This is a genomic window from Pseudoxanthomonas sp. OG2, from assembly GCF_014192765.1.
GTDB lineage: Bacteria > Pseudomonadota > Gammaproteobacteria > Xanthomonadales > Xanthomonadaceae > Pseudoxanthomonas_A > Pseudoxanthomonas_A beigongshangi.
This window is the reverse complement of the sequence record NZ_JACHYM010000002.1, coordinates 1280709-1305647: the sequence shown is the minus strand read 5'-3', so window position 1 is coordinate 1305647 and position 24939 is coordinate 1280709. Positions and strand designations below refer to the sequence as shown.

The 24939-nt window shown below is 69.1% G+C and carries 27 protein-coding genes and 1 pseudogene; 13 read left to right on the top strand and 15 right to left on the bottom strand.

Annotated elements, in window-relative coordinates; genetic code table 11:
- Positions 1 to 50 precede the first annotated feature (50 nt).
- From FHW78_RS19090 to FHW78_RS19075, 4 genes are all read right to left on the bottom strand, one after another.
- A complete protein-coding gene (locus FHW78_RS19090) occupies positions 51 to 1271 on the bottom strand; it encodes an efflux RND transporter periplasmic adaptor subunit (protein WP_183644479.1) in 1221 nt (406 codons plus the stop codon).
- A 67-nt stretch (positions 1272 to 1338) separates the two neighbouring features.
- Positions 1339 to 2115, bottom strand: coding sequence for an SDR family NAD(P)-dependent oxidoreductase (locus FHW78_RS19085; RefSeq protein ID WP_183644476.1), 777 nt, complete (start codon positions 2113 to 2115; stop codon positions 1339 to 1341).
- Positions 2112 to 2597, bottom strand: coding sequence for a hypothetical protein (locus FHW78_RS19080; protein WP_183644473.1), 486 nt, complete (start codon positions 2595 to 2597; stop codon positions 2112 to 2114). Before FHW78_RS19080 ends, FHW78_RS19085 begins: the two co-directional genes overlap by 4 nt.
- A complete protein-coding gene (locus FHW78_RS19075; protein ID WP_183644470.1) occupies positions 2594 to 2821 on the bottom strand; it encodes a hypothetical protein in 228 nt (75 codons plus the stop codon). Before FHW78_RS19075 ends, FHW78_RS19080 begins: the two co-directional genes overlap by 4 nt.
- A gap of 129 nt (positions 2822 to 2950) precedes the next feature.
- Between FHW78_RS19075 and FHW78_RS19070 the strand changes: the two genes are divergently transcribed.
- Complete coding sequence (locus FHW78_RS19070) at positions 2951 to 4003, top strand: LysR family transcriptional regulator (RefSeq protein ID WP_183644467.1); 1053 nt, start codon at positions 2951 to 2953, stop codon at positions 4001 to 4003.
- An 80-nt stretch (positions 4004 to 4083) separates the two neighbouring features.
- Positions 4084 to 4680 carry a hypothetical protein gene (locus FHW78_RS19065; RefSeq protein ID WP_183644464.1) on the top strand — a complete coding sequence of 199 codons (597 nt, stop codon included), beginning with the start codon at positions 4084 to 4086 and terminating at the stop codon, positions 4678 to 4680.
- A 167-nt stretch (positions 4681 to 4847) separates the two neighbouring features.
- Here FHW78_RS19065 and FHW78_RS20095 read toward each other — a convergent pair whose 3' ends face one another.
- Positions 4848 to 5168, bottom strand: coding sequence for an OmpA family protein (locus FHW78_RS20095; protein ID WP_225562232.1), 321 nt, complete (start codon positions 5166 to 5168; stop codon positions 4848 to 4850).
- Positions 5169 to 5249: 81 nt separating this feature from the next.
- Positions 5250 to 7283 (bottom strand): annotated as a pseudogene (locus FHW78_RS19060) (sodium-translocating pyrophosphatase); the annotation flags it as partial.
- Between the two features lie 254 nt (positions 7284 to 7537).
- On the opposite strand from FHW78_RS19060, the gene FHW78_RS19055 reads away from it, so the two are divergent.
- Complete coding sequence (locus FHW78_RS19055) at positions 7538 to 8065, top strand: hypothetical protein (protein WP_183644458.1); 528 nt, start codon at positions 7538 to 7540, stop codon at positions 8063 to 8065.
- A 145-nt stretch (positions 8066 to 8210) separates the two neighbouring features.
- On the opposite strand, the gene FHW78_RS19050 is transcribed toward FHW78_RS19055, so the two are convergent.
- The 3 genes from FHW78_RS19050 to FHW78_RS19040 all read right to left on the bottom strand — a co-directional run bounded on the left by FHW78_RS19050 (position 8211) and on the right by FHW78_RS19040 (position 10837).
- Positions 8211 to 8762 carry a DUF2846 domain-containing protein gene (locus tag FHW78_RS19050; RefSeq protein WP_183644455.1) on the bottom strand — a complete coding sequence of 184 codons (552 nt, stop codon included), beginning with the start codon at positions 8760 to 8762 and terminating at the stop codon, positions 8211 to 8213.
- Positions 8763 to 8769: 7 nt separating this feature from the next.
- A complete protein-coding gene (locus tag FHW78_RS19045; RefSeq protein WP_183644453.1) occupies positions 8770 to 9396 on the bottom strand; it encodes a hypothetical protein in 627 nt (208 codons plus the stop codon).
- A 184-nt stretch (positions 9397 to 9580) separates the two neighbouring features.
- A complete protein-coding gene (locus FHW78_RS19040; RefSeq protein WP_183644450.1) occupies positions 9581 to 10837 on the bottom strand; it encodes a 6-phosphofructokinase in 1257 nt (418 codons plus the stop codon).
- Between the two features lie 121 nt (positions 10838 to 10958).
- Between FHW78_RS19040 and FHW78_RS19035 the strand changes: the two genes are divergently transcribed.
- The 3 genes from FHW78_RS19035 to FHW78_RS19025 all read left to right on the top strand — a co-directional run bounded on the left by FHW78_RS19035 (position 10959) and on the right by FHW78_RS19025 (position 13784).
- Positions 10959 to 11537 carry an adenylate kinase gene (locus FHW78_RS19035; RefSeq protein WP_183644447.1) on the top strand — a complete coding sequence of 193 codons (579 nt, stop codon included), beginning with the start codon at positions 10959 to 10961 and terminating at the stop codon, positions 11535 to 11537.
- Between the two features lie 217 nt (positions 11538 to 11754).
- Complete coding sequence (mpl, locus tag FHW78_RS19030; protein ID WP_255443347.1) at positions 11755 to 13119, top strand: UDP-N-acetylmuramate:L-alanyl-gamma-D-glutamyl-meso-diaminopimelate ligase; 1365 nt, start codon at positions 11755 to 11757, stop codon at positions 13117 to 13119.
- Positions 13120 to 13211: 92 nt separating this feature from the next.
- A complete protein-coding gene (locus FHW78_RS19025; RefSeq protein WP_183644444.1) occupies positions 13212 to 13784 on the top strand; it encodes an LON peptidase substrate-binding domain-containing protein in 573 nt (190 codons plus the stop codon).
- A 6-nt stretch (positions 13785 to 13790) separates the two neighbouring features.
- Here the strand turns inward: FHW78_RS19025 and FHW78_RS19020 are convergent, their stop codons facing one another.
- Complete coding sequence (locus tag FHW78_RS19020) at positions 13791 to 15821, bottom strand: bifunctional DedA family/phosphatase PAP2 family protein (protein WP_183644441.1); 2031 nt, start codon at positions 15819 to 15821, stop codon at positions 13791 to 13793.
- 189 nt (positions 15822 to 16010) lie between these two features.
- Between FHW78_RS19020 and FHW78_RS19015 the strand changes: the two genes are divergently transcribed.
- The 6 genes from FHW78_RS19015 to FHW78_RS18990 all read left to right on the top strand — a co-directional run bounded on the left by FHW78_RS19015 (position 16011) and on the right by FHW78_RS18990 (position 20171).
- Complete coding sequence (locus FHW78_RS19015; protein WP_183644438.1) at positions 16011 to 16832, top strand: NAD(P)-dependent oxidoreductase; 822 nt, start codon at positions 16011 to 16013, stop codon at positions 16830 to 16832.
- The gene (locus FHW78_RS19010; RefSeq protein ID WP_183644435.1) at positions 16832 to 17260 is read left to right on the top strand and encodes an HIT family protein; all 429 of its coding nucleotides are present in this window, start codon (positions 16832 to 16834) and stop codon (positions 17258 to 17260) included. Before FHW78_RS19015 ends, FHW78_RS19010 begins: the two co-directional genes overlap by 1 nt.
- Before the next feature lie 47 nt (positions 17261 to 17307).
- Complete coding sequence (locus FHW78_RS19005; protein WP_183644432.1) at positions 17308 to 17715, top strand: DoxX family protein; 408 nt, start codon at positions 17308 to 17310, stop codon at positions 17713 to 17715.
- 27 nt (positions 17716 to 17742) lie between these two features.
- The gene (locus FHW78_RS19000; protein ID WP_183644428.1) at positions 17743 to 18165 is read left to right on the top strand and encodes a VOC family protein; all 423 of its coding nucleotides are present in this window, start codon (positions 17743 to 17745) and stop codon (positions 18163 to 18165) included.
- Between the two features lie 101 nt (positions 18166 to 18266).
- Positions 18267 to 18800 carry a cysteine hydrolase family protein gene (locus tag FHW78_RS18995; RefSeq protein ID WP_141454023.1) on the top strand — a complete coding sequence of 178 codons (534 nt, stop codon included), beginning with the start codon at positions 18267 to 18269 and terminating at the stop codon, positions 18798 to 18800.
- Positions 18801 to 18941: 141 nt separating this feature from the next.
- Positions 18942 to 20171, top strand: coding sequence for an acetylornithine transaminase (locus FHW78_RS18990; RefSeq protein WP_183644866.1), 1230 nt, complete (start codon positions 18942 to 18944; stop codon positions 20169 to 20171).
- 135 nt (positions 20172 to 20306) lie between these two features.
- Here FHW78_RS18990 and FHW78_RS18985 read toward each other — a convergent pair whose 3' ends face one another.
- The 3 genes from FHW78_RS18985 to thiE all read right to left on the bottom strand — a co-directional run bounded on the left by FHW78_RS18985 (position 20307) and on the right by thiE (position 22966).
- Entirely contained in the window at positions 20307 to 20924 is a 618-nt protein-coding gene (locus FHW78_RS18985; RefSeq protein WP_183644863.1) for an HAD family phosphatase, read from the bottom strand.
- Positions 20924 to 22216 (bottom strand): glutamate-1-semialdehyde 2,1-aminomutase, encoded by a 1293-nt coding sequence (gene hemL / locus FHW78_RS18980; RefSeq protein ID WP_183644425.1) that lies wholly within the window; start codon positions 22214 to 22216, stop codon positions 20924 to 20926. Before hemL ends, FHW78_RS18985 begins: the two co-directional genes overlap by 1 nt.
- 108 nt (positions 22217 to 22324) lie before the next feature.
- Positions 22325 to 22966, bottom strand: a complete 642-nt coding sequence (thiE, locus tag FHW78_RS18975; RefSeq protein ID WP_183644421.1) for a thiamine phosphate synthase — start codon at positions 22964 to 22966, stop codon at positions 22325 to 22327.
- 65 nt (positions 22967 to 23031) lie between these two features.
- Here thiE and FHW78_RS18970 point away from each other — a divergent pair, with 65 nt between their 5' ends.
- Positions 23032 to 23223, top strand: a complete 192-nt coding sequence (locus FHW78_RS18970) for a rubredoxin (RefSeq protein ID WP_141454019.1) — start codon at positions 23032 to 23034, stop codon at positions 23221 to 23223.
- Between the two features lie 337 nt (positions 23224 to 23560).
- Here FHW78_RS18970 and FHW78_RS18965 read toward each other — a convergent pair whose 3' ends face one another.
- Positions 23561 to 24409, bottom strand: a complete 849-nt coding sequence (locus tag FHW78_RS18965; RefSeq protein WP_183644418.1) for a SirB1 family protein — start codon at positions 24407 to 24409, stop codon at positions 23561 to 23563.
- Between the two features lie 38 nt (positions 24410 to 24447).
- On the bottom strand, positions 24448 to 24909 hold the full coding sequence (locus FHW78_RS18960) for a DUF192 domain-containing protein (RefSeq protein WP_183644415.1): 462 nt from the start codon (positions 24907 to 24909) through the stop codon (positions 24448 to 24450).
- Positions 24910 to 24939: the final 30 nt, after the last annotated feature.

Below are 24939 nucleotides of genomic sequence, written 5' to 3'. Positions count from 1 at the left end.
AGGGACGGCTCAGTCAATGCGTTGCCCGCCTCCGGCGGGCGCGGCGGGGCTTACTTCATGGCGACGGCGTCGGGCGCGGGGGCCTTGTCTTCCGGCTTGGCATCCATCGCGACCACCTTGGCGTTCACCGGCATGCCGGGGAAGAACACCTTCTGCACGCCGCTGATGATCACGCGGTCACCGGCGACCAGGCCCTGTTCGACGATCCGCAGGCCCTGCACCATCCGGCCCAGCTTGACGTCGCGGCGCTGCGCCTTGCCTTCCTTGTCGACCACGTAGACGTAGCGGCGGTCCTGATCGGTGAGCACGGCCTTGTCGTCGATCAGCGCGGCCTTGAATTCGCCGCTGCCCAGCAGGCGCACGCGGGCGTACAGCCCCGGCGTGAACAGGCGATCCTTGTTGTCCAGCACCGCGCGGGCGCGGATGGTGCCGGTGCTGCGATCGACCTGGTTGTCGAGGAAATCGACCGTGCCGTTGTAGGGGAAGCCCTGGTCGTCAGCCAGCGCGACCTGCACCGGCACCTTGCCGTCGCGTTCGCTCGGGCGTTCACCCTTGCGGGCCATCTCGGCGTAACGCAGGAACGCGCGCTCGTCGGCGTCGAAGTGCACGTGCACCTTGTCCAGCGACACCAGCGTGGTCAGCACGCTGGCGCTGTCGCCGGCGGTGACCAGGTTGCCGGCGGTCACCAGCGCGCGCCCGGCGCGGCCGTCGATCGGCGCGCGCACCTGGGTCCATTCCAGGTTGAGGCGGGCCGAGTCCACCGCGGCCTGGGCGGCGGCGACGTTCGCCTGCGCCTGGGCGGCGGCGGAACGGCGCTGCTCGTATTCCTCGGTGGAGATGGCCTGCAGCTCGGACAGCTTGCGCGCACGCTCGGCCTCGCTGCGGCCCAGTTCGGCCTGGGTGCGGGCACGCGCCAGTTCGGCCTGCGCGCGCGCCAGTTCGGCGCGGTAGCTGCGCGCGTCGATGGTGAAGAGGACTTCGCCCTTCTTCACTTCCTGGCCTTCGGTGTAGTTGACGCGATCGATGTAGCCGGACACGCGCGGACGCAGTTCGACGTTCTCGATGGCCTCGATGCGGCCGCTGAATTCGTCCCACTGGCTGACCGGCTTGATCAGCACCGGGGCGACGCTGACCGAAGGCGGCGGCGGGGCGCCGGTTTCGCTGGCCTGGCCGCCGCTGCAGCCGGCCAGGATGGCCAGCGACAGCACGCTGGCCGCGCCCAGGGCAAGGAATCGTCGCGTACGCGGAGCGATGTCGATGTACTTGTTCATGGAAGTCTCGTGGTGGGTGGGGGAGGAACAACGGGCGTGAAGCCTAAGACCTGAACTTAAGTTGAGGTCAAGCGGGGGCGGCATCGCCCCAGCGGGAAGCGGGAAAATCGGAGAACAGCGTCCGGGTCGGTGCCGCCGCCAACTCCTTCGAATAGGAGACGATTGGCAGTGGCTTGCCGTGACGGCTCAGCAACGACACCGCATTGCGTCCCACCGCCAGCGCGTTGGGCCATTCGGCGCAGGCGTTGCCGGCGTTGGCCGGCGTGCAGATCGGCTTGTCCACCGACAGCAACTGCACGCGCACGCCCAGTGCGTGCGCTTCCTCGTGCAGCACCTGCGCCATCATCCGCATGGTGGCGCCGGTCACCGAAGCATGTCCGTAGCCGGACCATCCGCGTTCGGCGAACGGGCCGCCGACCAGGATGTAGTGCGTGGTGCCACCCGACTCGGCCAGCAGCGGCAGCAGGTGCCGGGCCGCGGCCAGGTGCGGGATGACGTCCATTTCCAGTTTGTGGCGAAGCACGTCGGCGGGCTTGTCCAGCAGGCGCCCGGATTCGAGCGGGCTGGTCAGGCTGGCGAACACCGCGCGCAGCGGCCGGCCGCGCGCACGGATGTCCCGGGCCAGCCGCGCCGCATCGTCATCGCTGAAGATGCAGCCGCTGTGCATGAACTCCAGGCCGGGCTCGTCGGTGAAGCGATCGGCCAGCGCCTGCATGCGCGGGCCTTCGCGTCCAACCGCCAGCACCGGGCTGCCGACTTCCAGCAGCGCGCCGACCACACCGGCGCCGACCGTGCCGGCGGCACCCAGCACCAGCGCCTGCGGATGCGTGGCGGTGCCTTTCATGGCCGGCTCCGGCGGGAACCCGCGCCGGTCAACAGCGCGCGCTGGCCGAACGCGCGGGCGCGCAGCACGGTCGCGGCGCCCGACTGCATCCGGCGCGGCACGGTGAATTCCCGGAAACCCGCCACCGGCGGCCGCGGGGACAGACGCGCACGCGACGGTTCGGTCGACGTGTCGGCGGACTGTCCCCGTGACCAACGGCGCCACCACCTGGCCAGCAGGCCGGACACGCCGCCAGGCGCTTGGGGGAGGGAGGCGGCGGCATTGTCCGGGGCGGTGGCTTTCACCGCGTCGGCGGGGGAGGGTTCCGACGTGGGGGAAAGTGTGGGGCGGGCGGACGGGAAAGCGATATCCGGATCCTGCGGCGTGATTGCACGATCCTGCGATGCGGAACCGGAACGCACGGTCGCGGCCAGGTTCAGGCGCAGCGCCGGGGACGGCGACGCCGCCTGGCCGGAGAAAGAAGAAGCAAGTATCCCGCTCATGGGATGTTTACTCCCGCATTCGGGATAATTATCGGGAACAGCCAGGGAGCGGTCGCCGACGGGGTGCTGCCTTGACCCACCTCCACCGTTTCGGCCGCGCGGCGCGGACGCAGGCGGATCTCCACGCCAGGCGCGCGATGGGCCAGCGCAAACGACCGCATGACCGGTGTTTCGGACAGACGGCGGACGGCCAGGGGAAGGCGGTTGGGCAGGGAAAGCGACATGGGGAGGTCATCGCCAGCGGAACAGGCGGCTACCTTATGCCTTCAATGGGGACTTGATTAGTCCGGATTTAGGGGAATAATCATCCCGCTGGCGGTCCAATCCGGATCCGCCTCCCCGGAGTCTCCCCCATGAGCCACGATCTCAACGACACGCTGATCTTCGTCAAGGTGGTCGAACAGGGCAGTTTCATCGCCGCCGCCAAGACGCTCGGCCTGCCCAAGACCACGGTCAGCCGCAAGGTGCAGGAACTGGAAACGCGCCTGGGCGCGCAGTTGCTGCATCGGACCACCCGCAAGCTGGGCCTCACCGAAGCGGGCAACATCTACTACGAACACTGCCAGCGCATCGCGCGTGAACTGAGCGAGGCCGAAAGCGCGGTCAACCAGTTGCAGGGTGGCCCGCGCGGCTGGCTGCGCTTCACCACGCCCTACTCGATCGGCATCGACAAGATTGCCCCGCTGCTGGGCGAATTCCATGCGCAGTTTCCGGAGATCCGGGTGGAAATGCTGCTCAGCAACGAACCGCTGGATCTGATCGGCGGCGAGATCGACGTGGCGCTGCGGCTGGGCAACCTGCCCGATTCCAATCTGGTCGCGCGCCGGCTGGGCGTGCTGCGCACCCAGGTCTACGCCAGCAAGAGCTACCTGGCCCGCTACGGCGAACCGTTGGGCCCGGACGATCTCCAGCACCATCGCGCGCTGGCGATGCCCAAGCACCGGCGCGGCGGCGGCAGCTTCTGCTGGACCCTCAACGACGGCAACCAGGACAAGGACTTCGCGATCAACCCGATCCTGGTCGCCAACGATCCGGCCGCGCTGAAGGGCGCGCTGCTGTGCGGCGAGGGCCTGATGGTGGCGGCCGACGTGATGGTCAAACCCTACCTGGAACAGGGCTACGTGCAGCGTGTGCTGGCCGGATGGACCGGCCCGGAATTCGAGTTCAACGCGGTGTTTCCGCGTGGCCGCATGATGTCGCCGAAGGTGCGCGCGTTCGTCGATTTCCTGGTCGAGCGGCTGAAGTTCGACATGGACTACATGATGGAACACTGCCCGGTGTACCTGAAGCAGCAGGCCGAGGCGTGCGCGAGCGCGCTGGCCGAATCGGCGCGCCGCGAAACCGAAGCGGAGGAGGCGGTGGAGATCGCCACCGGCCGCCGCGTGCTGGCGGAAGTCGTGGAGTGACACGCTTCCCGCGTCGCCGCCACGGAACCGGCTAACATGCCGCCGTGGCGCGACGCGCGCGCCTTTGCCGGAGGCGAACAATGAAAGCATGGATTCCCGTGGCCGCGATGCTGCTGCTGGCCGCCTGCAAACCCGCCGCGGAACCGCAACCCGCAGCCGCTCCCGAACCCGCTGCCGTCCCAGCCGAAGCCGCGGCCCCGGCGGCGGACGCGCCGGCGTCTTCCACGCCCGAACCGATTGCGCAGACCCATGGCGGCGCGGCCGCGCCGACGCCCGCCGCGGCCGGTGAAGCCGACGATCACACCGAGGTCAACCAGCGCATCGGCCAGCTGCTGGGCGACGCCGCGCGCTATGAAACCGCAATCCTGGCGTTCCAGCAGGCGGTCGCGCAGAAGGACGCCGCCACGGTGGCGGCGATGATCGACTTCCCGTTCAAGACCACGGTCGACGGCAAGGCCACGACCATCCGGAATGCGCCGGAATTCATCGCCCAGTACGGCCGCATCGTCACGCCGGCGATGGCCGACGCGATCGTCCGCCAGCGCTACTCGGAACTGTTCGTCAACTACAAGGGCGTGATGTTCGGCAGTGGCGAGGCATGGCTCAACGGCATCTGCGTGGACAAGGCCTGCAATTCCTTCAACGTGCGCGTGGTGGCGCTGCAGCCGACCCGGTGAGTCCCTGACCTGTGGGAGCGACGTAAGTCGCGAGGCTCTTACGGGACCGCATCCGTCGAAGATCGGCGCATCGCGACTTACGTCGCTCCCACAAGATGGGGTATCCACAACAAACAGGGCGGCCATGGGCCGCCCTGTCTGATTGCGCCGACGAATGCCGGTTCGCGCTATTCCACCTTCACTTCCACCCGCCGCGCCTCGTCGGCGTTGCCGTTGCCCTCGGTCTGCATCGGCTTGTCCAGTTCGATGCGCTCGGCGGCGATGCCATTGACCACCAGCCACTGCTGGATGGCCTGCGCGCGCTGCTTGGCCAGCTCCTGGTTGGTCGCCAGATCACCGCTGGCGTCGTGGAAGCCGGACACCCGCGCCTTGCTGTCGGATTTGGCGTGCAGGCTGCCGAGCACGCTGGCCAGCCGCGCGCTGGCATCGGCCGGAACCACCGCCGAGCCGACATCGAAGTACACCTTGGCCAGGCGGGCGTCGGTCATCTCCGCGACGTGCATGGATTCGGCCGAATGGGCGCCGCCCGCCGCCGCGCTGGCGCCGCCCTTGAACCAACCGTCCACCGGCAGCAGCGGCACCAGCAGCAGGGCGACGATGTTGATGATCTTGATCAGCGGATTGATGGCCGGGCCGGCGGTGTCCTTGTACGGATCGCCGACGGTGTCGCCGGTGACCGCGGCCTTGTGCGCATCCGAACCCTTGCCGCCGTGATGGCCTTCCTCGATGTACTTCTTGGCGTTGTCCCAGGCGCCGCCGCCGGTGCACATCGAGATGGCGACGAACAGGCCGGTGACGATCGTGCCCATCAGCAGGCCGCCCAGCGCGGCCGGGCCGAGCAGCAGGCCGACGATGATCGGGATGATCAGCGGCAGCAGCGACGGCACGATCATTTCGCGGATCGCCGACCTGGTCAGCAGGTCCACCGCCTTGTCGTACTCCGGCTTGCCGGTGCCTTCCATGATGCCCTTGATCTCGCGGAACTGGCGGCGCACTTCCTCCACCACCGCGCCGGCCGAACGGCCCACCGCCTGCATCGCGAAGGCGCCGAACAGGTACGGAATCAGGCCGCCGATCAGCAGGCCGACCACCACCTTGGGATCGTTGATGGCGAAACTGACCGCGCCCTCGCCGAACTTCTCGCCCAGCTTGTGCGCGTAGTCGGCGAACAGCACCAGTGCCGCCAGCGCGGCCGAACCGATCGCATAGCCCTTGGTCACCGCCTTGGTGGTGTTGCCGACCGCGTCCAGGGCATCGGTGATCTTGCGGATGTCCGGGCCCAGCTCGCTCATTTCGGCGATGCCACCGGCGTTGTCGGTGATCGGGCCGTAGGCATCCAGCGCGACCACCATGCCGGCCATCGACAGCATCGCGGTGGCGGCGACGGCGACGCCGTACAGGCCGCCCACCCAGAAGCTGGCCAGGATGGCGATCGCCACCGCGATCACCGGCAGCGCGGTCGACTTCATCGACACCGCCAGGCCGGCGATGATGTTGGTGGCGTGGCCGGTTTCGGACGCCTTGGCGACCTGCTGCACCGGCGCGTACTCGGTGGCGGTGTAGTACTCGGTGATTACCACCATCGCCGCGGTCAGCACCAGGCCGATCAGCGCGCAGCCGAATAGCGGCATCAACAGTTCCGGCGCGAACATCGACTTGGTGACGAAGAAGAACGCGATGGCGGCCAGCACGCCGGAAACCGCGAGTCCGCGGTACAGCGCGTTCATGATCTTGCCGCCTTCACGCGCCTTGACGAAGAAGGTGCCGATGACCGAAGCCAGGATCGACACCGCGCCCAGCACCAGCGGATAGACCACGCCGGCCCAGCCGTAGGTGGCGAAGGAGATGCCGGCGATCAGCATCGCCGCGATTACCGTCACCGCATAGGTCTCGAACAGGTCGGCGGCCATGCCGGCGCAGTCGCCGACGTTGTCGCCGACGTTGTCGGCGATCACCGCCGGGTTGCGCGGGTCGTCCTCGGGGATGCCCGCTTCGACCTTGCCGACCAGATCCGCGCCGACATCGGCGCCCTTGGTGAAGATGCCGCCGCCCAGGCGCGCGAAGATCGAGATCAGCGAGGCACCGAAGGCCAGCCCGACCATCGGCTGCAACGCGGCCTTGATCGCGGCCTCGGTGGGCTGGCCGTTCCAGACCACGATGAAATAGCCGGCCACGCCCAGCAGGCCCAGGCCGACCACCAGCAAGCCGGTGACCGCGCCGCCGGTGAAACTGATCTTCAACGCCTGGTTCAGGCCGTGGGTGGCGGCCTCGGCCGTGCGCACGTTGGCGCGTACCGAGACGAACATGCCGATGAAACCGGCCACGCCCGACAGCGCCGCGCCGATGGCGAAACCGATGGCGGTGGGCCAGCCCAGCGCGGGCACGAAGCCGATGATCAGGAACAGGATGACGCCGACGATCGCGATGGTGGTGTATTGCCGGCGCAGGTAGGCGCTTGCGCCTTCCTGCACCGCCGCCGCGATTTCCTGCATGCGCGGATTGCCGGCAGGCCGGGACAGAATCCAGCGTGCCGAGAATATTCCGTAAAGAATTGCCACCGCGGCGCAGACCAGCGACAGCGTCAAACCGTGTTGTTCCAGCATGACCCCTCCCAAGGTAGATGGATGACGTCCGGCGAGTGCATGACCGGTCGAAAATCCGGGTGGGGCGGTGATCCCGATGGAGCCTGTCGAACGGGATACAGCCACTGCGGCGAGGGGCCGCGCGGATACCGACGTGTTCAGACAATCCCTGGAGCGCCCCGAGTATGACCCGAGCCCGGCCCGCCCGCCAACCACGAGCCGGGGTTCAGGCAGGCCGTGCCAGCCTTGCGCGGTCGTGTTCCCGAGGTTGCCCGATGCGTCCGATTTCCTCCCTCGTCCTCACCGCCACCCTGGCCGCCGCCGTTGTCCTGCCGGCGTTTGCGGCCGAACCGCAGCCGGAGATCAAGCGGCCCGGCGCCGCCACCGCGCAGGCGGTGGGCGCGGTCCATACCATCCGCCAGATTCCGGAGGCGTGCGCCCGTTTCGAGGGCATGTTCACCGGCGATGCGGCGCAGCCCTACCGTTTCAGCGTGGTCCGCACCAGCGCGCAGTGCCAGCCGCGCGCGCGCCTGCTGGACGCGGCCAAGGCCAAGCCGGACACGGCGTCGGGCTGGCTGCTCAACGACGTGATCCGCATTCCGAGCGCGGCCTGCGCCTCGCAGCAGGCGGTCGTCCGCATCTGGCGCAAGCCGGTGGCGGTCAGCACGCCGGACAAGGATGGCCAGGGCCAGGCCCGCATCTACCTGGAAGACGCCAAGCAGGACATCGCCGCCGGCAAGATCGCGCAGGCGAAGATTCCGCTGTTCGCCGCCGGGATGAAGGTCGAGGGCAAGTGTCCCTAGGGTGGGGACCTGCCTGACGGCCATCGTCGTTGCTCGACGATGGTCGAGCAATCCGTTCCAATCACGCCGCGTCATTCCCACCATGCGTGCAATGACCACACGCGGCGCACGCGGGCCCAGCCGCGCGTGCGCCGGTGGATGAAACTCAGTTCTTCAACGGCTTGGACGGCTTGAGCTTGCCGGACATGGCGTCGAACGCGGCCTGATCCGACGGCGACAGGTTCGGCCGGCCCGCCAGGAAGCCCATGGTGATGCCGCCGATCACGTAGTAGGTCTCGCCGGCTTCCACTTCCAGGTTGAGCACGTCCTTGGCTTCCGAATGCACGGTGTAGGCGTGCGCGCCGGGTTCCACCGCGACGACGAAATAGCTGCCGCTGCTCAGCTTGCCCAGTTCGGTTTCGCCTTCGCGGACGATGTAGTTGACGGCGGCGCCGGCAAATTTCTTTTCACGGAAGAACACGATCTGGCCCTTGCCGGCCTCCGGAGCGGCGATGGCGATCGCGCCCTTGGACTGCGATGCCGGCGCGGGCGCGTCGGCGGCGGGGGCCGGCGCAGGTGCTGCTTGTTCCCGTGGCGCGGGCGAGGGGGCGGCATCGGCCGCTTCCGCCGGCGCCGCGGTGGCGGCTTCCTGGGCGGCGATGGCGAACGGGGCACACAGGACTGCGGCGATCACGAGGCGGGTCAGGCGGAAACGCATGGATGCTCTACTCCGTTGGTTGGGTGGTGGTGCGTGGGGATTCGGTTGGCGGCGTCCGCGCGATGGCGCAGGCCGGCGACGGCGATGCCGATGGCGGCAGCGCCTGCGCGAGCCGGGCCCGCGCGCGGGTGCCGGCGGGCAGTTCGATTTCCCTGCCCTTGAGGAAATAGGCGAAGGGACCGGCCACGACGGCCGTGCCGATCGCGGCACGCGAGCGATCCTGGCCGCTGCCGCCCAGCTTGAAACCGCGCAGTCGTATCTGCTCGCCCTGGTATTCGAGATACCGCGCCGCCAGCAGGATTTCGCCCGGCTTGCCGCCGCCGCGCGACGGCTCGGCATGCACGACTTCACCGACGCCGGCGGTGCCGGCGGGCAAGGTGCCGTCGGAAGTGATCACGGGCTCGACAAGCGTCAGGCGAAAGCGTTCGCCGCGTTGGGTGCGGGCGGAATTCAAGGTGTCCGCGAGTGCGAGTTCCAGCTCTGCGCCTTCCGATGGCGGGCAGGCCGGTACCGTGACGGGCGCCGAGGGTGGAACCGCGGGAATGGAGGGAATCGCCTGACCCGGCGTGACGGCGCCAGCGACGGCGGACGCGCACAGCAACGCCAGCGCCGGCAAGGCGCGAACCGTCGACATCGGGTTTCCCCTCCAGATTTCCCCGCGCGCAGGCTAGCGCAGGCGTGGGGAACTGCATAGGGGATATCACGCCGAAGTTTGGGGCGACGGTGGGACTTGGTCCCACCCGCGTCATTGAACGATGAACAAGGAAACGAGCAGGAAGACGGCGCCACGATGTTTCATCGCGGACGCCATCTCCCGCTCACCCCTCCCACTTCGGCAGCTTCTGCTTCACCGCCACGTTCTTCAGCGCGACGTACTTCGGCAGGCCGTCGCGGCCGAACTCGGGATAGGCCTCGCCGCGGATCAGCGGCTCCAGGTATTTGCGCGCGGCGGCGGTGATGCCGTAGCCGTCCTTGCGCAGGAAGCCGTTCGGCATCTTCTTTTCGTGGTTGGCGACTTTTTCCAGCGGCGCGGCTTCGATCTTCCAGCGGTACGGCGCGTCGGACGTGCGCACGATCACCGGCATCACCGCGTTCTGTCCCTTAAGCGCGTACTGGACTGCGGCCTTGCCGACCGCCTGGGCCTGTTCCCAGTCGGTCTTCGAGGCGATGTGGCGGGCCGAGCGCTGCAGATAGTCGGGCAGGGTCCAGTGGACCTTGAAGCCCAACTGGTCCTTGACCCGGCCGGCCAGATAGGACGCCACGCCGCCGAGCTGGGTGTGCCCGAACGAATCCTTGCCGCCGCCGGCGTCGGCGACGAAGCGGCCGTCGGCGTGCTGGATGCCCTCGCTGGCCACCACCACGCACCAGCCGACCTTGGCCACGACCTTCTTCACCTGGGCCAGGAACGCCGTCTCGTCGTAGGCGCGCTCCGGGAACAGGATGATCTGGGGCGCGTCGTCCGGCGACTGCCCGGCCAGGCCGGCGGCCGCGGCCAGCCAGCCGGCGTGGCGGCCCATGGCCTCGTACACGAACACCTTGGTGGAGGTCTCGGCCATCGCCGCCACGTCCAGCGCCGCCTCGCGCACGGATACCGCGGTGTACTTGGCGGCCGAACCGAAGCCCGGGCAGGTGTCGGTGACGGCCAGATCGTTGTCGACCGTCTTGGGCACGCCGATGCAGGTCAACGGGTAGTCGAAGGCCTTGGCCAGCTGCGACACCTTGAGCGCGGTATCGGCCGAGTCGTTGCCGCCGTTGTAGAGGAACCAGCGCACGTCGTGGGCCTTGAATACCGCCAGCAGGCGTTCGTAGCGGGCGCGGTCGGCCTCCAGCGACTTCAGCTTGACCCGGCAGGAGCCGAACGCGCCACCGGGGGTCTGGGCCAGCGCGCGGATGGCCGCGGCGGACTCCTTGCTGGTGTCGATCAGCTCCTCGCGCAGGGCGCCGAGGATGCCGTTGCGGGCCGCCAAGACCTTGATTTTACGGGCGCGTGCCTCGCCGATGACGGCCGCTGCGGTGGCGTTGATGACGGCGGTGACACCGCCGGACTGCGCATAAAGTAGGGTGCCCTGGGACATGGGGGGTACGTTCCGGGTTGCTGGGATGCGGTAAGCTTCACACAGATGACGCGGTGCAGCGAGGCGCGGGGGATCCCGCCGCCCGGCACCGCCAGCAGGATTCTAGTTCGGGAGTTACACAATGCGATTGGTTCTACTGGGCCCCCCCGGGTCGGGCAAGGGCACTCAGGCGGCGCGTCTGAAGGAATATCTGCAGGTTCCCCACATTTCCACCGGTGATCTGCTCCGCGCGGAAGTCGCGGCGGGCACGCCGCTGGGCGTGCAGGCCAAGGAAATCATGGCGCGCGGCGATTTCGTCAGCGACGAGATCCTGCTGGGCATGCTGGAGGATCGGTTCGCCCGTCCGGACACCGCCAACGGTTTCATCCTCGACGGCTACCCGCGCAACCTGGTCCAGGCCGACGCCCTGGGCGTGCTGCTGGAGCGGATCCGCCAGCCGATGGATTTCGCAGTGCAGCTGGAAGTCCCCACCGATCTGCTGGTGGAACGCATCGCCGGCCGCGCCAAGGCCGAGGGCCGCGACGACGATTCCCCGGACGTGGTCCGCAACCGCCTAGACAAGTACACCAGCCAGACCGCGCCGGTCATCGAGTACTACCGCCAGCACGGCCAGCTCACCGTCGTCGATGGCGTCGGTTCGCTGGACGAGGTGTTCAGCCGCCTGATCGAAGCGTTGGCGCCGGCCAAGGAAGTCGGCTGAGGCCGGCTTCCGCACGGCTGCGGCCGCTGTGTGATTGCATGGCGGCCCACCGCGAGGCGGCGGAACGCCGCTGATAACGCGCTCCCTGTCTCGCTGGCCCGGGCCTCCCGCCCCGGTTGCATCGTCCGTGCGCCGGGCCGCACCGCCGCTGGCGCACCGGCGTGCCGAAAGGGGAGCACTGGGCTAAAGTCTCGTCGTTCACCACGGAAACGTCGTCTTGAAGATCCACATTCTGGGAATTGCCGGCACGTTCATGGGCGGCGTGGCCGCGCTCGCCCGCGAGCTGGGGCACGAGGTCGAAGGCAGCGACCAGGCAATCTACCCGCCGATGTCCACGCAGTTGGAGAACCTCGGCATCGCGCTGGCGCAGGGTTACCAGGCAAACAACATCTCGCCGGACTGCGAGGAGATCGTCATCGGCAACGCGCTCTCGCGCGGCAACGACGCGGTCGAGGCGGTGCTGGACGAGGGCCGCCGCTACACCTCCGGCGCGCAGTGGCTGTCCGAGCGCGTGCTGCCCGGCCGCGACACCCTCGCGGTGGCCGGCACCCACGGCAAGACCACCACCACCACCATCCTGACCTACCTGCTGGAAGCGGCCGGACGCTCGCCGGGTTTCCTGATTGGCGGCGTGGCGGAGGACTTCGGCGTGTCGGCGCGGGTGGGCCAGGGCCGCGAGTTCGTGGTGGAGGCGGACGAGTACGACACCGCGTTCTTCGACAAGCGCAGCAAGTTCGTCCACTACCGGCCGCTGGTGGCGATCCTCAACAACCTGGAATACGACCACGCCGACATCTTTCCCGACGTGGCCGCCATCCAGCGCCAGTTCCATCATCTGGTCCGCACGGTGCCGCGCCGCGGCCGCCTGATCGTCAACGGCGAGGATGCGCGCCTGGCCGAAGTGCTGGCGATGGGGTGCTGGACGCCGGTGGAACGATTCGGCTTCGATCCCGCGCTGGAATGGAGCGCGCGCTTGATCCGCGAGGACGGCAGCGTCTTCGCCGTGAGCCACCAGGGCCGCGAACTCGGTGAAGTGCGCTGGCCGCTGCTGGGCCGCCACAACGTGCTCAACGGACTGGCCGCGCTGGCCGCGGTGAACGCGGTCGGCGTGGACCCGGCGACGGTGATGCCGGCGCTGGCGCATTTCCGCAGCGTCAAGCGGCGGCTGGAAGTCATCGGCGAGGCCGACGGCATCACCCTGTACGACGATTTCGCCCACCATCCCACCGCCATCCACACGACCCTGCAAGGACTGCGGGCGAAGGTGGGCGACGCGCGCATCGTGGTGGCGATGGAGCCGCGCAGCAATTCGATGCGGTTGGGCGCGCACGCCGATGCGCTCGCGCCATCGCTGGCGCTGGCCGACGCGGTGGTGTTCCTGCATCGGCCGGAATTGCCGTGGGACGCCGGCAAGGTGGTCGACGCGATCCGCGGCGACGCGCGCACGGTGCCGGACGTGGAGGCGTTGATCGCCGCGCTGCGGTCGATCGCGCGCCCGGGCGACCACGTGGTGTTCATGTCCAACGGCGGCTTCGACGGCGCGCCGCGCCGCTTCCTGGCGGCGCTGCGGGAAACCGCGTAGGGTGGATCCCGCCCCACCACCGCCCAGTGTCGATGACTGTTCCGTGGATGGATTCCGATACGCCACCCTGGACCGTGGTTGACGGAGATCCGATGATCGAAATCCTGCCGTTGTTCCCCCTGCATGCCGTGTTGCTGCCCGGTGCGGGGCTGGGCTTGCGGGTATTCGAGCGGCGGTATCTGGACCTGGTGCGCGATTGCGGGCGATCCGGTCGCGGTTTCGGCATCTGCCTGATCCTGGAAGGCGAGGAAGCGGGACAGCCCGCGGTGCCGGCCGCCTACGGCACCGAGGCCATGATCGAGGACTTCGATACCGGCCCCGACGGCCTGCTCGCCCTGCGCGTGCGCGGCGCGCGCCGGTTCCGGGTCATGCGCACCCGCGTGCGCGACAACGGCCTGGTGATGGGCGAAGTGCAGTGGTGCGAGCCCGAGCCCGACGACGAACTGCAACCCCAGCACGGCCTGCTGGCGACGCTGCTGCAGAGCCTGCTCGAACAGGCCGGCGCGGATCTGGCGCGGATCACCCCGGCGCAGATGGACAGCGCCGCGTGGGTGGGATGGCGGTTGGCGGAACTGCTTCCGCTCAGCGCGCAGCAGCGGGCGATGCTGCTGCAGGAAGACAATCCGCACGTGCGCCTGGATCGGCTGCTCGCGGCGATCGCCTGATCAGGCTCAAGGTTTCCTGGCGGCAGGTTCCGGCGGAGCGGTCGGCACGGCATCCGTGCGTACGCGCAGCACCGGCAGTTTCGATTGCGGGTGCGGTTCGATCCGGTGCTGCATCGGCGCGGTGGCGGCACTCACCGCGAGCAGTGCCGCATCGGCTTCGCGCAACGGGCGCCACACGCCCACCAGCCGGAACGCCTGCTGGTGCTTCAACACCTGCGCACTGCCGATCCACAGCGGGGTGTCGCCCGGTTGCAGCAGCGTGTTCGCCGGCCACAGCCGCAGCACGAAGCGCAGGCCGGGCTGGGCGCCGTCGCGCACCATCAGCAGGCTCTCGGCGCGGGTATCCAGGGTGGCCGGCAGCACCGGCTGCTCGGCCGGGGACAGATCGGTATCCAGCAGGTTGAGCGCGTCCTCCCAGCCGGCCTGCGGCTGCGCCCGCCAGCCGGCCGCTTCCAGTCGCGCCTGCAGCGGCGCCAGCGGCCCGGCCACCTGCACGTCCAGCGGCCAGCGCTGTTCGTCGTCGAACTCGTTGCGGCGCGCCGGCAGTCGTTGCCAGCCTTCCCGCCACCAGTCGTCCATCGCCATCGCCCGCACCATCACCGGGGTCTCGAACTGCGCCAGCATGCGATCCACGTTGCGCGGCGCGTGCCACAGCGCGGCGACGGCGAAGGCGCCGTAGAACAGCCAGCCCAACGGGGTGATCCAGAACGAGCGCACCATGCGCCGCCGGTAGGCGATGCCCAGCACCAGCAGCCAGACGATGCCGAACAGCATGCCGCCGATGATGTCGCTGAGCCAGTGCGCGCCCAGGTAGATGCGGGCGAAGCCGATCAGCGCCACCACTATTCCCGAGACCAGGTAGGGCCAGACCCGCTGGCGGCCCGGCAGTTCGCGCGCGATCAGCACCGCGAAGAAACCGAAGGTGATGGTCGCCATCGTCACCGCGATGGACGGGAAGCCGAAACCGCTGCTGACCGACGGCGGCTTGGGAATATCGACCGAGGCGCCGAGCCACGCGGTCAGCGCGAGGCCGAACGCCAGCGCGGCCAGCCAGTGCGCCGCCGCCATCCAGCGTCGGCGCCAGCACAGGTAGACCAGCACCAGCAGCGAGGCCGGCGCCAGCACCTGCTCGTCGCCGAGCGAGGCGATCGCGGCCAGCGGCTGGTCGGCCAGCGGATTGCGCAGCACCTGCATCAGTTCGTGCACGGCCAGATCGATGCCCAGCGGCTCGCCGTGGCCGATGACGATGACCAGGAAGGCGAACCACACCCAGACGATCGCCAGCAGCAGGATCGCCAGCAGCGCCAGCGGCACCGACTCGCGGCGCCCGGGATCGAACACCGCCGCCGAATAGCGGCCAATGACCGGATGCGCGTGCGACCAGGCCAGCGCGCGCGCCAGCAGCGCATCGGCATGGGCGGCGAACCAGCGGTAGCTGTACAGCACCAGCGCCCAGGCCAGGGCCAGCACCACCAGCAACAGGCCCAGCACCAGGCCCAGGCGGCCGGCGACCGCGGCCACCGCGTCGTAGGCGTGCCCGAATATCCAGCCCGGCAGCAGGAACAGGGCCGCCCACGAAACCGCCGCCAGCAGGCTGGCCGGCAGGTAGCGCTTCATCGGCATCCGCAGCATGCCGGCCACCGCCGGCACGAACGGCCGGATGGGACCGACGTAGCGGGCGATCAGGATGCTCTTGATGGCGTTGCGGCGGAACAGCACCTCGCCCCGGTCCAGCAACTGCGGATAGCGGCTGAAAGGCCAGTGACGGCGCAGTTGCGGCCCCCAGCGGTGGCCGACCCAGAAACTGGTGCCGTCGCCGGCCAGCGCGCCGATGGCGGCGCAGATCAGCGCATAGGGGCCGGAGATCTCGCCCAGGCCGATCAGCACGCCGACCGCGAACAGCAGCGGCAGCGCCGGCACGATGGCGCCCAGGATGATCACCGCGTCGCAGAAGGCGATCGCGAAGATCACCGCCCCCGCGGCCACCGGATGTGCGCTGATCCAGGCCAGCAGCGAGTCGAACCAGGACGGATTCATCGCCCGGATTATAGGCGGCCGTTCATGACTGGCATCCCGTCTGATGGGCGTGGACTTTCAACGTGAAACGTGGCTGGCGACGTGCTCCCGGCCCCGTATCCGGACGCTTCGTCCCGCTGCCGCCGGCCCGCCGCCCGGCCGGGGTATCCTGAAAGGCATCCCATTTCCATCGGCGGACGCAGGACTTCCATGGCCAGCTTGCAGGGCAAGACTCTCTTCATCACCGGCGCCTCGCGCGGCATCGGCCTGGCGATCGCCCTGCGCGCGGCGCGCGACGGCGCCAACGTGGCGATCGCGGCCAAGTCCTCGGTCCCCAACCCGAAGCTGGCGGGCACCATCCACAGCGCGGCGCAGGCGGTCACCGAGGCGGGCGGGCAGGGCCTGGCGCTGAAATGCGACATCCGCGAGGAGGACGACGTGCGCGCGGCGGTGGCCGCGACCGTGGACGCCTTCGGCGGCATCGACATCCTGGTCAACAATGCCAGCGCGATCTGGCTGGCCGGCGTGCTGGACACGCCGATGAAGCGCTTCGACCTGATGAACCAGGTCAATGCGCGCGGCAGTTTCCTGTGCGCGCAGGCGTGCCTGCCGTACCTGCGCCAAGCGGCCAATCCGCACATCCTCACCCTGGCGCCGCCGCCGTCGCTGGATCCGCGCTGGTGGACACCGCACACCGGTTACACCCTGGCGAAGATGGGCATGAGCTTCGTGACCCTCGGCCTGGCCGGCGAGTTCGGTCCGCAGGGCGTGGCGGTCAACGCGCTGTGGCCGCGCACGATCATCGCCACCGACGCCCTGAACATGATTCCCGGCGTCGAGATTCCGCGTTGCCGCACCCCGGCCATCGTCGCCGACGCCGCGCATGCCGTGCTCACCCGGCCGGCAGCGGGTTTCCACGGGCATTTCCTGATCGACGAGAACGTGCTGCGAGAAGCCGGCGTCGAGGATTTCTCCGGCTACGCCGTGGACCCTTCCCAGCCGCTGTTGCCGGACCTGTTCCTGGATCCCTGATGACGTGCATCTTCTGCGCCATCCTCGAAGGTCGGGCCGCGGCCAGCCGGGTGGCCGAGGATGCCGACGTGGTGGCGTTCCTGGATCTGCGCCAGCCGGTGCCGGGGCATGTGCTGGTGGTGCCGCGCGCGCATGTCGAGACGATCTACGAACTGGCGCCGGACACCGCCGCCGCGCTGATGCGGATGGCGGTGCGGGTCGCACAGGCGCTGCGGGCGGAACTCGATCCACCCGGCCTCAACCTGTGGCAGTCCAACGGCCACGCCGGCGGGCAGGAAGTCCCGCACGTGCATCTGCATGTGCAGCCGCGCCAGCATCGCGATGGCCTGTTCCGGCTGTATCCGCAGGGGCTGCCGGCACCGGCGGCGCGCACCGATCTGGATGGGCTGGCCGCGCGCCTGCGCCCGCACTGCCATATCGCTTCCTGAAGGTCCAGGCCACTTTTCCAGAACGTCTTTTCCACCGGAGCATCCCGATGACCGCCGACGCCGCCTCCTTCCGGCAAGGACTGACCCTGATCCGCTGCGTGCTGGCGGCGTTGCTCTTCATCCATGGCGCGGCCCGCCTGGGCGCGGGAGGCGTGGCACCGTTCGGGCAGTTCCTGGACGCGCAAGGGTTTCCCTTCGGCGCGGGTATCGCCTGGTTCATCACCGGGTTCGAACTCTCCGCTACCCTGCTGCTCGCCTGGGGTCGCTGGGTGACCCCGCTGGCGCTGGTGTTCGCCGTCATCTACGCCTGCGGCATCTGGCTGGTGCACGCGCAGGAAGGCTGGTTCGTGGTCGGCCTCGGCCGCAACGGCATGGAGTACAGCGTGCTGATCCTGGCCTGCCTGCTCGGCCTGGCCTGGGCCTGCCGGCCCCGGCGTTCCGCCATCCCCCATTGAACCGCAACAACGATTCACGAGAACGACATGAAATACCTGCACGCGATGATCCGCGTCCACGATCTGGACGCCACCAGCAAGTTCTTCACCGAGGGCCTGGGCCTGCGCGAGACACGCCGCATGGACAACGAGGCCGGCAAGTTCACCCTGGTCTACTTCGGCGCGCCGGCCAATCCCGAGTCGGAAATCGAACTGACCTACAACTGGGGTTCGGACGAGGATTACGGCAGCGCCCGCAACTTCGGCCACCTGGCCTTCGAGGTCGACGATATCTACGCCACCTGCGCGCACCTGCAGTCGCTGGGCATCACCATCAACCGCCCGCCGCGTGATGGCCGCATGGCGTTCGTGCGCACGCCCGATCTGATTTCCATCGAGCTGTTGCAGAAGGGCGCGGCATTGCCGCCGCAGGAGCCGTGGACGTCGATGGCAAACGTCGGCGTATGGTGAACGCGACCTCGATGATGGCGGTCGCGGGCGCGCGCGACGCACTTGGATTCGCCATCCAGATCGGGGAAGCTGTGCTCCCGCGATGACACGACGGATGCATGATGAGCCTGGCACTGCTGGTGATTGATGTGCAACGTGGATTGTTCGAGACCAGCCCGCCACCGGCCGACGCGGACGGCGTGATCGCCGGCATCAATGCGCTCGCCGGGCGCGCGCGCTCGCGCGGCGTGCCGGTGATCCACGTGCAGCACGAGCGCGCGGGCGGGATGGAGCCGGAATCGTCCGGCTGGCAACTGGATCCGCGGCTCGACGTCGTCGATGGCGATCGCCGCATCCGCAAGAGCACGCCGGATTCGTTCCTGCGTACCGGGCTGGACGAAGTGCTGGCTTTCCTGGGTGTGGAGGAACTGGTGATCTGCGGCTACGCCACCGAGTTCTGCGTCGATACCACCACCCGCAGCGCGGCCGCGCACGGCTATGCCGTGACGCTGGCGGCGGACGCGCACACCACCCATGACAAGGCGCACGCCAGCGCCGCGCAGATCCGCACGCACCACAACGCCACCCTGCCGGACATCACCAGTTTCGGACCGCGGATCCGGGCGGTGCCGGCCGACGCGATCGATTTCGCCTGATCCGCAACGCCCGTTCCGGCGCATGCCGGCGCGAGCCTTGCCGACGCCGCCGGGGATGACGGCGCCGGCGGCCCGCGGGGACCGCCGATCGGGGGGAAATCAGCGACAATATCGCTCTTGTCCCGCCCGCCCGCCGACGCCATGACCGCCAGCCCCGCCTCCGACCTGCTCGCCAAGGGCAAGCAGTACTACCTGCCCATCTATCGCCAGCGCGAGCTGATCCTGGATCGTGGCCAGGGCGCGCGCATCTGGGACAGCGAAGGCCGCGAATACATCGATCTGTCCGCCGGTATCGCCGTGTGCGGCCTGGGCCACAACGATCCCGATCTGGTGGCGGCGCTGGTCGAGCAGGCCGGCAAGCTGTGGCACACCAGCAACGTCTTCCACAGCGAGCCGCCGTTGCGCCTGGCCGAGGAACTGGTGGCCTCGTCGCGCTTCGCCAGCCGCGTGTTCCTGTGCAATTCCGGTGCCGAGGCCAACGAGGCGGCGATCAAGCTGGTGCGCAAGTGGGCGGCCGGTCAGGGACGGGCGCCGGACAAGCGCGTCATCGTCACCTTCCGTGGCAGCTTCCATGGCCGCACGCTGGCGACGGTGACCGCGACCGCGCAGCCCAAGTACCAGGAAGGCTACGAACCGCTGCCCGGCGGTTTCCGCTATGTGGATTTCAATGACCTCACCCAGCTGGAAATCGCGATGGCGGCCGGTGATGTCGCCGCGGTGATGCTGGAACCGATCCAGGGCGAGGGCGGGGTGATGCCGGCCGCGCCCGGCTTCCTCAGCGCGGTGCGCGAGCTGTGCGATCACCACGGCGCGCTGCTGGTACTGGACGAGATCCAGTCCGGCATGGGCCGTACCGGCACCCTGTTCGCGCACTGGCAGGATGGCGTGACCCCGGACATCGTCACCCTGGCCAAGGCGCTGGGCGGCGGCTTCCCGATTGGCGCGATGCTGGCCGGCCCGAAGGTGGCCGAGGCGATGCAGTTCGGCGCGCACGGCACCACCTTCGGCGGCAATCCGCTGGCCGCGGCGGTGGCGCGGGTCGCGCTGCGCAAGCTGGCCGCGCCGGCCATTGCCAACAACGTCGCCCGCCAGTCGGCGGCGCTGCGCAAGGCGCTCGCCGAGATGGACGCCGAACTGGGCCTGTTCTCGCAGGTGCGCGGCCGTGGCCTGATGCTCGGCGCGGTGCTGAAGCCGGCCTTCGCCGGACGCGCCGGCGAAATCCTCGACCTAGCCGCCGCGCAGGGCGTGCTACTGCTGCAGGCCGGCCCGGACGTGCTCCGTTTCGTGCCGGCGCTGAACATCCACGACGACGAGCTGGCCGAGGGCTGCAAGCGCCTGCATGCCGCGCTGCGCCAGTTTGTGGGGAAGTAGGCGCACAACCGATTGCTCCCCTTGTGGGAGCGACGTCAGTCGCGAAGCTTCTGCGCGTGTGCCGACAGCAGCTCGTTGGACGGCAATCGCGACTTACGTCGCTCCCACAACACAGGCCGGAATGCACGCTGGGTTTCAGGCCAACCGGTAACGCCTGAACACCTGCCGCAGGCTGGCGGCGTCGGTGACGGTTTCCGCGTGCAGGCCCACGCTGCGGGCGCCCTGGACATTGGCGAACACATCGTCGACGAACAGCGTGCGCGCGGCGTCCCATCCCAGTTGCGCCAGCGCCAGCGTGTAGATGCGCGGCTCCGGCTTGCGCAGCTGCAGGGCGCCGCTGCAGATCACGCGGCCTTCCAGGCGCGGATGGATGGGCGCGACGATGCGCGGGATGGCCCGGGCCATCAGCAGGCCGTTGTTGGTGAGCACGCCCAGTTCCAGGCTGGCGTCGAGGGCCAGGATCTGGTCCAGTACCGCCGGGTCGGCGTGGCTGCCGGCCATCCGCGAGGCAATCCAGGTGTCTTCGTCGATCGCCCGGGCGATGCCTTCGCCCAGGCGCGACAGATACAGCTCCGTGCTGATCCGGCCACCGTCGTACTCGGTTTCCAGGCCTGAGGTGAACAGCACCTCGCGCACGCGTTCATGCTCCGCGCCGGCGTGGGCGGCCAGGTGGGCGATACGCTGTTCGTGATGGTAGTGCGCGAGCACGCCATCGAAGTCGAACAGCACCCGCTCGATCCGCGGCGGCACCATCATCCGGCGGCCACCACCTTGAATGCCTCGTGCGCGGCGGCGACGGTCTGCTCGATGATCGCCGCGTCGTGCGCACTGGACATGAAGCCGGCCTCGAACGCCGAAGGCGCCAGGAACACGCCGCGTTCCAGCATCGCGTGGAAGAAGCGGTTGAACGCGCCGATGTCGCAGGCCACGGCCTGCGCGTAGGTGTCCACGTACTGGTCGGTGAAGAACATGCCGAACATCGCGCCGACGCGGGTGGTGGAGAACGGCACGCCGGCCTCGCGCGCGGCGGCCTCCAGGCCATCGCAGAGCGCATTCGTCGCGTCCGCCAGGCCGGCGTGGAAACCCGGCGCCTGGATCAGTTCCAGCATTGCCAGGCCGGCGGCCATCGCCACCGGATTGCCGCTGAGCGTGCCGGCCTGGTAGATGGGGCCGGCCGGGGCGATCTGCGAGAGCAGTTCGCGGCGGCCACCGTAGGCGCCCACCGGCATGCCGCCGCCGATGACCTTGCCGAAGGTGGTCAGGTCCGGGGTGATGCCGTAGTGCGCCTGCGCGCCGCCGAGGGCGACGCGGAAGCCGGTCATCACCTCGTCGAAGATCAGCAGCGCGCCGTGCCGCGTGCACAGCGCGCGCAGATGCTGGAGATAGCCTTCGCGCGGCGGCAGGCAGTTGGCATTGCCGACCACCGGCTCGATGATCAGGCAGGCGATTTCGCTGCCGTATTGCTCGAACAGCGCGGTCGCGCCCTCGAAGTCGTTGTAGCTCAGGGTCAGGGTCAGTTCGCTCAGGCCCGCGGGCACGCCGGGCGAAGTCGGCACGCCCAGGGTCAGCATGCCGCTGCCGGCCTTGACCAGGAACGAATCGCCATGGCCGTGGTAGCAGCCTTCGAACTTGACGATCCGGTTGCGGCCGGTGGCGCCGCGCGCCAGCCGGATCGCCGACAGCGTGGCTTCGGTGCCGGAGTTGACCATGCGCACCATTTCGCAGGACGGCACAAGACGGGTGATGGTCTCGGCCATGGTGACCTCGGCCGGGCACGGCGCGCCGAACGACAGGCCGTTCTGGATGGCGGCCTGGACCGCTTCGCGCACGGCCGGATGGTTGTGGCCGACGATCATCGGTCCCCACGAACCCACGTAGTCGATGTAGCGGTTGCCGTCCACGTCATGCAGGAAGGCGCCGTCGGCGCGCTGCACGAAGAAGGGCTCGCCGCCGACCGACTTGAACGCGCGCACCGGCGAGTTGACGCCGCCGGGAAGCAGTTGCTGGGCGCGGGAGAACAGGGCGTGGGACTGATCGTGGTTCATCTGGATTCCAAACAGGCAGGAGGCGTCCGGTGGGAGCGGCCTGGACCGCGAAGGAACGCCGGGGAAAGCTTCATCGCGACGGGCGTCGCTCCCACAGCAGGCCGCCGGTCAGGCGGCGAGGCTTCGCCGGTAGGCGCGCACCGCCCCGATGGGGTCGGTGGCCTCGAACACGCCGCCGATGACCGCCACCAGATCGGCTCCGGCGGCGACCAGGGCAGGTGTATTGTCCGGGGTTATGCCGCCTATCGCCACCCGCGGCACGCCCAGAACGGCGGCGTCGGCCAGCAGCGCGGGCGTGGCCCGGCGCGTGGTGGCCTTGCTGCGGGTGGGGAAGAACGCGCCGAACGCCACGTAGTTGGCGCCCGCGGCGACCGCGCGCCGGGCGCGATCGAGTTCGTCATAGCAGGATGCGCCGACGATGGCCGCCTCGCCCAGCAACGCGCGGGCGGCGGCGATGTCGCCGTCGTCCTCGCCCAGGTGCACGCCGGCCGCGTTCACCGCCAGCGCCAGCGCCGCGTCGTCGTTGATGATCAGCGGCACGCCGGCACGCGCGCACAGCGCCTGCAGCGCGCTCGCCTGCTGGCCGCGCAGCGCCGCGTCGGCGCCCTTGTGCCGGTATTGGAGCCAGGTGACACCTTCGGCGAGCAGCGGTTCCACCCGCGCCAGCAGCCGCGCGGTGTCGGCCTCGTCGGGGGTGATCAGGTACAGGCCGCGCGGCGCGGGGCCGCCGGCGGGCCAGGGGGAATTCATCGGCGAAACTTCCGGTGCGGGAACGGGAGTGGGACAATGGACGGCCCACCGACCCGCATTATCCGATGACCGACGCCACCGCCACCACCTACCGCACCTGGATGTGCGTGGTCTGCGGCTTCCTCTACGACGAGGCGGAGGGGCTGCCGGAAGAGGGCATTGCCCCCGGCACCCGCTGGGAGGACATTCCCGACACCTGGACCTGCCCGGACTGCGGCGTGACCAAGGACGACTTCGAGATGGTCGAGGTGCCGTAGCGCCGGGTTTGCCTGCCCTGGCGCGATGCCGGGAGCGGGCGAGTCGGGGACGTGTGTCAACTCCAGGGCAGCGGAGCAAGCTCCGCTCTACATGACGCGCAGAGGAAGATCCTGCTCCGGGAGCCCCCTTTGCAAAAAGGGGGCGGGCGCCTGCGAAGCGGGTGACGGGGGATTGACCAGCCATCCGGCTGTTGCGGAGCGCTTGCTCTTCGCACCCAAAGCCAAATCCCTCTTAGTCCCCCTTTTTCAAAGGGGGAGAAAAGGCAAAGCTTCGAATCCCGAATCCCGAATCCCGGCTTTCAACGGCCGCACGGCCGGTCATCCCGAATCCCGGTCCTCAATGCATCCGGGACGGCGGCGTGGCATTCAGTTCCACCAGGCGTTCGCGCAGTTCGACCGCGTCGGTGGCTTCGGGAGCCAGTTGCAGGTAGCGCGCGAGGTCCTGGCGGGCCCCGCCGAGGTGTTCCATCTTCAGGTAGGCCATGCCGCGATCGCGCAGGGCGTCGGCCTGGTCGGGAATCAGCTTGAGCACGCGGTCGGCGCTGCGCGCGGCGCGATCCCATTCGTCGCGTTCGGCGTACACGCCGTGCAGATTGCGCAGCACGCGCACCAGGATGGCGCGGTGGCTGGCCGGGTCGAGGATGCGCAACAGCGCGTTGTCGTCGGGAATGTCGCCGCCCAGGTGCGGTCGGGCCCGCTCGCGCAGTTCGTCGGCGCCGAGCGGGCGGCCGCCGTTGAACGGATCCATCACCAGCAGGCCATCGTCCACCGGCAGGCGGACCAGGAAGTGACCGGGAAATGACACCCCGTCCAGCGGTACGCCGAGCCGGCGCGCGACTTCCATCTGAACCATCGCCAGCGAGATCGGATTGCCCAGGCGGCGTTCGAACACCTGGTTGAGATAGCTGTTGCGCGGGTCGTAGTACTGCTCGTGGTCGCCGCTGTAGCCGAGTTCGTCGAACAGGTGGCGGTTGATCGCGGCCATCTTCAGCGGCCATGCCGCGATGGCGTCGATTTCCGCGCGCAGGTGCGAGACGTGGCCCTGCACCATCGTGTCATACGCATCCGCGTCGAGATCGGGGTACTCGTCGCGCGCGATCAGCAGCGCGGTTTCCAGCAGCGGCAGCGCCTCGTCGGCGCGGGTCGCCAGGCTGTTCCAATCCGGCAATGTGAGGCGATCCCCCATGACGCCAGACTGCGGCCAATTTCCGCCGCGATCAAGCCCTAGCGGGCGGGCGCGATGTCCTTGCCCAGATGCAGTTCAGCCCCGTCCTGCAGCTTCAGGCGCTCGGCTTCGCCCGCATTCAGTTCCAGCACGTAGCGTGCCGGCGCGTTGCTCGGATAGGACGGGCAGGCGTCGCCGGCCGAGCAGGGCGGGGTGTCACGGCGCTGGGCAACCAGCTTGCGTTCGTCGTCGAAATACAGGATGTCCAGCGGGATGCGGGTGTTCTTCATCCAGTACGCCTGCGGTTCCTCGCGGTCGTGGATGAACAGCATGCCGGTGCCGTCGGCCAGCACGTCGCGGAACATCAGCCCGCGCGCGCGCTCGGCGTCGTCGTCGGCGATTTCCACCTGGTAGCGCTGGCCGCCGATTTCCACCCAGCGGCCGTCGGCGCTGGCGCATCCGCTCAACGCCAGCGACGCGGCGACGGAAAGCAGGCCGGTGACGAGAATACGGTTGAGCATGCGGAGCCTCCTGCGGCGCGGGCGGAAAAG